Genomic DNA, 7160 nt, shown 5'->3' on the forward strand with positions numbered 1-7160 from the left:
TGGTCATACGGTTTCTCCGTCCTGCGCCGAGTGCGCCACCGACCGCTCCCTGATGGTTCTGACGATCCCGGAGAAGTCCTCGTCCGCCCCGGCCCCTTCGGCGTAGGCGGCGTACAACTCAGCGGCTCTCGTACCGAGTTCCGCGTGAACACCACCGGCCCTGGCCGCTCCGGCCGCAAGCCCCAGGTCCTTGGCCATCAGCGGAGCGGCGAAGCCCGGACGGTAGTCGCGGTTGGCAGGGCTGTCCGGCACGGGTCCCGGCACCGGGCAGTTGACGGTCAGGGCCCAGCACTGTCCCGACGCGGTGGAGGCCACGTCGAACAGGGCCTGCGGGGAGAGGCCCAGGCTCTCGCCGAGGACGAACGCCTCACTCACCGCGATCATCGAGATCCCGAGGATCATGTTGTTGCAGATCTTCGCGGCCTGCCCGGCGCCTGGCCCGCCGCAGTGGACCGCCTTCCTGCCCATGACCGCCAAAAGTGGTTCGGCCTCCGCGAATTCGGCTGCGCCGCCTCCCGCCATGAAGGTCAGCGTCCCGGCCCCGGCGCCGACGACTCCCCCGGAGACCGGCGCGTCCAGAGCCCGCATTCCGGCGGCGGACGCGGCCTCGTGGGCGCCGCGCGCGTCGGCGACATCGATGGTCGAGCAGTCGATGAACAGGGTGCCGGGCCGGGCTGCCGCCAGCAGCCGCTCCGCCCGGTAGAGGCCGAGGACATGGCGTCCCGCGGGCAGCATGGTGATCACCACGTCCGCCACCGCGGCGGCCTCCGCCGACGACCCGGCGGCCTCCACCCCGGCCTTGACGGCCGTGGCGAGCAGCTCGGGCATCAGGTCGTGGCCGAGGACCCGGTGCCCCGCCCCGACGAGGTTCGCGGCCATCGGACCGCCCATGTGGCCGAGTCCGATGAAGCCGATCGTGCGCCCGCTGTTCACCACGGCACCTCCTGTGCGGTTACGGTCAGGCGGAGTTCGCCTGCGGCAGGCGGTGCGAAGTAGCGCGCCACCTCGGTGTCAGTGACTTCGGCCAGGGTGGCCGGGGCCCAGTGGGGGTTGCGGTCCTTGTCGATGACCTGGGCGCGGATCCCCTCGGTCAGGTCGTGCGAGGCGAGTGCGGCACAGGAGATCCGGTACTCCTGCTCAAGCACACGCTCCAGCGGACCGAGCCGCCGTGCGCTGCGCAGCGCGGCGAGGGTGACCTTCAGGGCCGTGGGCGACCTGGCCGCCAGGGTGTCGGCCGTCGCCTCGGCGGCGCCCGTACCGCTGCCGCGCAGCCGCGCGACGACCCCCTCGACGGTGCCGGCCCCGTAGCAGGCGTCGATCCAGGCCCGCTGGTCCGCCAGCTCGCCGGGCGGTGGGTCGCCCACGTACAGCTGGAGCGCGTCCCACACCGGCTGTGTGGCGAGATCGGCCAGCAGCCGGGGCAGGTCGTCAGAGGGTACGAAGTGGTCGGCGAGTCCGCACAACAGGGCGTCACCGGCGCCGATCTGGGTGCCCGTCATGGCGAGGTGGGTGCCGAGTTCACCGGGGGCGAGGGCGAGCAGATGAGTGCCGCCCACGTCGGGCACGAAACCGATCCCGGTCTCGGGCATCGCGATCCGCGAGCGCTCGGTGACGATACGGACGCTGCCATGGGCGGAGACCCCGACGCCGCCGCCCATCACGATGCCGTCCATGACGGCGACGTACGGCTTGGGGTAGCGGGCGATCCGGGCGTTCAGCCGGTACTCGTCCCGCCAGAACGCGGCGGACGCGGTTCCTCCGGTGCGTGCGTCCTCGTAGATGGACCGGATGTCGCCGCCCGCGCACAGGGCGCGCCCGCCGGCGCCGGTGATGATCACGGTCTGCACGGCCGGATCGGTCTCCCAGTGGGTCAGCGCCTCGTCGATACGGCGGACCATGGCGTGGGTGAGGGCGTTGAGCGCCTGTGGCCGGTTGAGCGTGAGGTGCGCCGCGCGGCCCTCGGTGCGGAGAAGTACGTGTCCCTCGTCGGCGGTCACCGGAACGCCTCCGTCAGTCCGCGGGCCACGATGACGCGCATGATCTCGTTGGTTCCTTCCAGGATCTGGTGGACACGGAGGTCCCGGACGATCTTCTCGATGCCGTACTCGTGCAGATACCCGTAGCCTCCGTGCAGTTGGAGAGCGCGGTCGGCGACGGAGTAACCGGTGTCGGTGGCGAAGCACTTGGCCATCGCGCACAGCTGCGGTGCCCCGGCGTCGCCACGGTCCAGGGCCTCGGCCGCCTGGTGGACCAGGGCGCGGGCGGCGGCGAGTTCGGTGGCCATGTCGGCGAGGCGGAACCGCAGGGCCTGCGCGTCGAGCAGCCGGGTCCCGAACGCCTCCCGGTCGGCGAGATGGGACAGGCTCTGGCTGAGGGCGCTGCGGGCGCCGCCGAGGGAGCAGGCGGCGATGCCGAGCCGGCCGCCGTTGAGGCCGCTCATGGCGATCCGGAAGCCGTCGCCCGCCCGCCCGAGCATCCGGTCGGCTTGTACCCGGACTCCGTCCAGGATCACCTGGCGGGTGGGCTGGGCGTTCCAGCCCATCTTCTTCTCGTTCGGTCCGAAGGAGAGGCCGGGATCGTCCCGGTCCACGACGAACGCGGAGATGCCGTCGGGGCCTTCTCCACCCGTACGTGCCATGACGACGTACACCTGTGAGGCACCCGCACCGGAGATGAACTGTTTCACTCCGGTGAGGACGTAGTGGTCGCCGTCCGCCACCGCGCCGGTGCGGATCGCCCCGGCGTCGGACCCCGCACCGGGTTCGGTGAGGCAGTAACTGCCGAGGTCATCCATGGCGCAGAGGCGGGGCAGCCACCGTGCGCGCTGGTCGTCGTCGCCGTAGCGGTCGATCATCCAGGCGACCATGTTGTGGATGGAGAGGTAGCCGGCGATGGACGGGCAGCCGGAGGCGAGAGCCTCGAAGACGAGGACACCGTCGGCGCGGGAGAGTCCGCTGCCGCCCGCCTCATCCCGTACGTACACGCCGCCGAGACCGAGCCCGGCAGCCTTGCGCAGCTCCTCGACCGGAAAGTACTTGTCCTGGTCCCACCGGAGGGCGTGGGGCGCCAGATGATCCTGCGCGAAGTCCAATGTGGTCTCGACCAGGGCCTGTTGGACTTCGGTGAGCGATGTGGTGGTCATGGCGCTCATCCCATGGTGGGAAGGGTGAAGCTCGCGCCTTCCCTGGCACCCGATGGCCAGCGCGAGGTGACGGTCTTGGTGCGGGTGTAGAAGCGGATGGCGTCCGGGCCGTGCTGGTTGAGGTCGCCGAAACCGGACTGCTTCCAGCCGCCGAAGGTGTGGTAGGCGACGGGGACCGGGATGGGGACGTTGACGCCGACCATGCCGGTGTCCACCCGGCGGGTGAAGTCGCGGGCGGTGTCGCCGTCCCTGGTGAAGATCGCGACGCCGTTTCCGTAGGGGTGCTCGCTGGGCAGCCGCAGTGCCTCCTCGTAGGAGGCGGCCCGTACGACGCACAGCACGGGCCCGAAGATCTCCTCCTGGTAGATCCGCATCCGCGGGGTGACCCGGTCGAAGAGGGACGCCCCCGCGAAGAAGCCGCCTTCGTGGCCGGGCAGGGAGAACTGCCGCCCGTCGACGACGAGTTCGGCGCCCTCGGCCACTCCGGTGTCCACATACCGGCGGACCCGGTCGAGGGCGTCCTGGCACACGAGGGGGCCGAAGTCGGCTTCCGGGTCGTCGGAGCGGCCGATACGGAGGGTGGCGATCCGCTCCTTGAGTGCGGCGACGAGCCGGTCGGCGGTCTCCTCCCCGACCGGCACGGCCACCGAGATCGCCATGCAGCGTTCACCCGCGGACCCGTATCCGGCTCCGATGAGGGCGTCGACGGCCTGGTCGAGGTCGGCGTCCGGCATGACGATCATGTGGTTCTTGGCGCCGCCGAAGCACTGGGCGCGCTTCCCGTGAGCGGCGGCGGTCGCGTAGATATGTGCGGCAATGGGAGTGGAGCCGACGAAGCCGAGCGCGCCGACCCGGGGGTCATCGAGCAGCGTGTCGACGGCCTCCTTGGCACCGTTGACGACGTTCAGCACACCGGGCGGCAGACCTGCTTCCAGGAACAGTTCGGCCAGGCGCAGCGGCACGGACGGATCGCGCTCGGACGGTTTGAGGATGAACGCGTTTCCGCAGGCGAGAGCGGGCGCCGCCTTCCACAGCGGGATCATCGCCGGGAAGTTGAACGGCGTGATGCCGGCGACCACTCCGATCGGGGAGCGCAGCGAGTGCACATCGATGCCGGTGCCCGCGTTGTCGGTGAACTCGCCCTTCAGCAGGTGCGGAATACCAGCGGCGAACTCCACCACCTCCAGGCCGCGCTGAATATCACCGTGGGCGTCGGCGACGGTCTTTCCGTGCTCGGCGGACAGCAGCCGGGCCAGGGAGTCACGTTCCCCATCGACGAGTTGGAGGAAGCGCAGCAGGATCCGGGCACGGCGCTGCGGATTCCACTCCCCCCATTCCGGCTGCGCCGTGACCGCGTCGGCGATGGCCGCCTCGGTGTCGGCGCGGCCCGCGAGCGGGACCCGGGCCTGGACGGTGCCGGTGTTGGGGTCGTACACGTCGCCGAAGAGACCGGATGTACCGGCGGTGTGTTTACCGCCGATGAAATGGGTGAGTTCACGGACCATGGTTGCCTGCTCTCGTCAGGTTGGGATCCGGGGACGGCACGGCAGATCGCCGGGAGCACGCGGACGGGCGTGCTGCCGGGAGGGCTGCCGTGGGACAGCGAACAGCGGCTCGCGGCCGCGGAGTTCTACGAGCGCGCGTCGAGTCGGGTGCGCTCCGCCGGATCACCAGGGTCGTGGGTGTGCGTACGGACCGGTGCCATGCGTGTCTGCTCCATCCTCGTGGAAAACACGGAACATTCCGCGGCCGGTATCCTGACTCCCGGATCCCCGCGTGCCGCCCGCCTTCCCGGCTGAAATCGCCAGTGGCGTGTGGATGGCAGCACACTCCCCGGTCACAGTGGCGGGACCGTGCCGGATTCACACCGGCTTCCCTGCACCGCGGACCTTGTGCCACGAAGATATAGTTGGACGTCCTAGTAAGTCCACCCCCCGCCCCGGCTGTGTCGCTCCAGGCGTCGGTTTCCGGCTGCTTCCCGGTCAGCGGGTACGGGGCACCTCGCGGCCGGGACCGCCGCAGCGTGCTGAGGCGTTGGCTGACCCTTTCGTACCCGAGGCCGTAGTGGGCAGTCAGCGGGTCATAGCCGTGTGGCCGTGCGGATCAGTCCGGCAAGGGCGAGGGAGCGGCTGTGCGCGGGCCAGGCGATGTGGGTGACGACGGGGGGTGCGTCGGTCAGGGGCACGGCCGTGTGCTCGGCCCATAGCCAGGCGCTGGCCGACTCGGGGAAGACGGCCACGGTGCGTCCGAGGGCGATCAGCTGGGCCAGCTGCGTCTGGTCGTGGATCTCGGGGCCCGGGCCGGGTGGGTACGTGCCGCGGCGGGACCAGCGGGCGAGCGGAAGACCGGGGATGTCGCTGACGTCCGCCAGGGACAGCGTCCTCTGCGCGGCGAGGGGATGTGAGGCGGGCAGGATCGCGATCTGTCCCTCGGCCATCAGTTCCTCGCTGTCGAACCCGGCGAGGGAATTGAACGGCGCGTGCATGAGCGCCACATCAGCGCGGCCGTCGCGCAGCATTTCTCCCTGCTCACATGTGCCGCTCGGCAGTACCTCGATCTCAGCGGCGTCGGGCTCGGCCGCGTAGGCGTCTAGGAGCTTGCGCATCAGCTCGTGGGACGCGCCGGCCTTCACTGCCAGTACCAGGCGGTTGCGGGGGCCGCCCGGACTGCCGGCGCCGCCGGCGCGACGGGTGCGGCGGGCGGCAGCGGTGGTCGCGTCGAGTGCTGCGCGGCCCTCGTGCAGCAGCGTCTCTCCGGCGCCGGTCAGGGAGACGCCGCGGCGGTTGCGTTCCAGCAGGGAGACGCCGAGGCGCCGTTCGAGCTGCTGGATCGCCCGGGACAGCGGTGGCTGGGCCATGCCGAGGCGCTCGGCGGCGCGGCCGAAGTGCAGTTCCTCTGCGACGGCCACGAAGTACCTCAGCTCACGGGTCTCCAGGGTGTCCATGGCCACAGCGTATCTCTGTGATACCTACCGGGTATGACAGGGCGCTGTGTCGGTATTGGATGCGCCGCCTGTCCGCGAGCGAACATCGACGGCATGAGCGAAACCATGAACAGACCTTCCGCGTCCCTGCCCGGTGGCACCTGGACCCTCGGCGATCTGACCGTCACCCGCTTCGGCTACGGCGCCATGCAGCTCGCCGGCCCCGGGGTCATGGGCCCTCCTGCCGACCGTGACGGCGCGCTCGCCGTCCTGCGCGAGGCCGCCGCCCTCGGGATCACCCATATCGACACCGCCGGCGCATACGGACCGCGCGTCACCAACCAGCTGATCCGTGAAGCGCTGCACCCCTGCCCCGAGTCACTGCACGTCGTGACCAAGGTCGGCGCGGTCCGCGATCAGCAGGGCGGCTGGATCCCTGCCCGGCAGCCCGAGGAGCTGCGCCGCGCCGTACGCGAGAACCTTGAGGACCTCGGCCTCGACTCGCTCGACGTGGTCAATCTCCGGCTCGGCGACGCCACGGGTCCCCGGCCCGGCTCGCTCGCCGAGCCCTTCGCGGCCCTCGTCGAACTCCAGCAGCAGGGCCTGATCCGGCACCTCGGAGTGAGCAACGCGACGGCGGAACAGGTCGCCGAGGCGCAGACGATCGCGCCGATCGTGTGCGTACAGAACATGTACAACCTCGCCTACCGTCAGGACGACGAGCTGATCGGCGAACTCGCCGCCAAGGGCATCGCCTACGTGCCTTTCTTCCCGCTCGGCGGCTTCACCCCACTGCAGTCCACGGCACTTTCCGCCGTGGCCACCCGGCTGGACGCGACACCGATGTCGGTCGCCCTGGCCTGGCTGCTGCGGCGGTCGCCGAACATCCTGCTCATTCCCGGCACCTCGTCGGTGGCGCACCTGCGCGAGAACGCAGCCGGTGCGGGACTCTCGCTCTCCGACGAGGAACTCGTGGAGTTGGACAAGATCGGCCACTAGGGCGCGTTTCGAAAGTAGCGCCGTCCGCCCCCCCGGGGGGGGGGGGGCGGGGCGCGGGGGGCGGGCCCCGCGGCGCGGGGGGGGGGGGGGAGGTGC

At 70.8% G+C, this 7160-nt stretch carries 6 protein-coding genes and 1 riboswitch; of the genes, 1 reads left to right on the plus strand and 5 read right to left on the minus strand.

Annotated features, from left to right (window positions below):
* Positions 1-3 precede the first annotated feature (3 nt).
* The 5 genes from mmsB to ACFXBC_RS11545 form a co-directional block, all read right to left on the minus strand.
* Positions 4-936: a 3-hydroxyisobutyrate dehydrogenase gene (mmsB, locus tag ACFXBC_RS11525; protein WP_385021912.1), complete on the minus strand. Its 933-nt coding sequence runs from the start codon at positions 934-936 to the stop codon at positions 4-6.
* Positions 930-1997 (minus strand): enoyl-CoA hydratase/isomerase family protein, encoded by a 1068-nt coding sequence (locus ACFXBC_RS11530; RefSeq protein WP_385021915.1) that lies wholly within the window; start codon positions 1995-1997, stop codon positions 930-932. Before ACFXBC_RS11530 ends, mmsB begins: the two co-directional genes overlap by 7 nt.
* Complete coding sequence (locus ACFXBC_RS11535; protein ID WP_385021918.1) at positions 1994-3142, minus strand: acyl-CoA dehydrogenase family protein; 1149 nt, start codon at positions 3140-3142, stop codon at positions 1994-1996. Before ACFXBC_RS11535 ends, ACFXBC_RS11530 begins: the two co-directional genes overlap by 4 nt.
* Before the next feature lie 5 nt (positions 3143-3147).
* Positions 3148-4647: a CoA-acylating methylmalonate-semialdehyde dehydrogenase gene (locus tag ACFXBC_RS11540; RefSeq protein ID WP_385021921.1), complete on the minus strand. Its 1500-nt coding sequence runs from the start codon at positions 4645-4647 to the stop codon at positions 3148-3150.
* 224 nt (positions 4648-4871) lie between these two features.
* Positions 4872-5057: riboswitch (cobalamin riboswitch) on the minus strand.
* Between the two features lie 165 nt (positions 5058-5222).
* Complete coding sequence (locus ACFXBC_RS11545; RefSeq protein WP_385021924.1) at positions 5223-6086, minus strand: LysR family transcriptional regulator; 864 nt, start codon at positions 6084-6086, stop codon at positions 5223-5225.
* 105 nt (positions 6087-6191) lie between these two features.
* On the opposite strand from ACFXBC_RS11545, the gene ACFXBC_RS11550 reads away from it, so the two are divergent.
* Positions 6192-7064 (plus strand): aldo/keto reductase family oxidoreductase, encoded by an 873-nt coding sequence (locus tag ACFXBC_RS11550; protein WP_385021927.1) that lies wholly within the window; start codon positions 6192-6194, stop codon positions 7062-7064.
* The last annotated feature ends 96 nt before the right edge of the window (positions 7065-7160 follow it).

This window comes from Streptomyces sp. NPDC059398, from assembly GCF_042751845.1.
Lineage (GTDB): Bacteria > Actinomycetota > Actinomycetes > Streptomycetales > Streptomycetaceae > Streptomyces.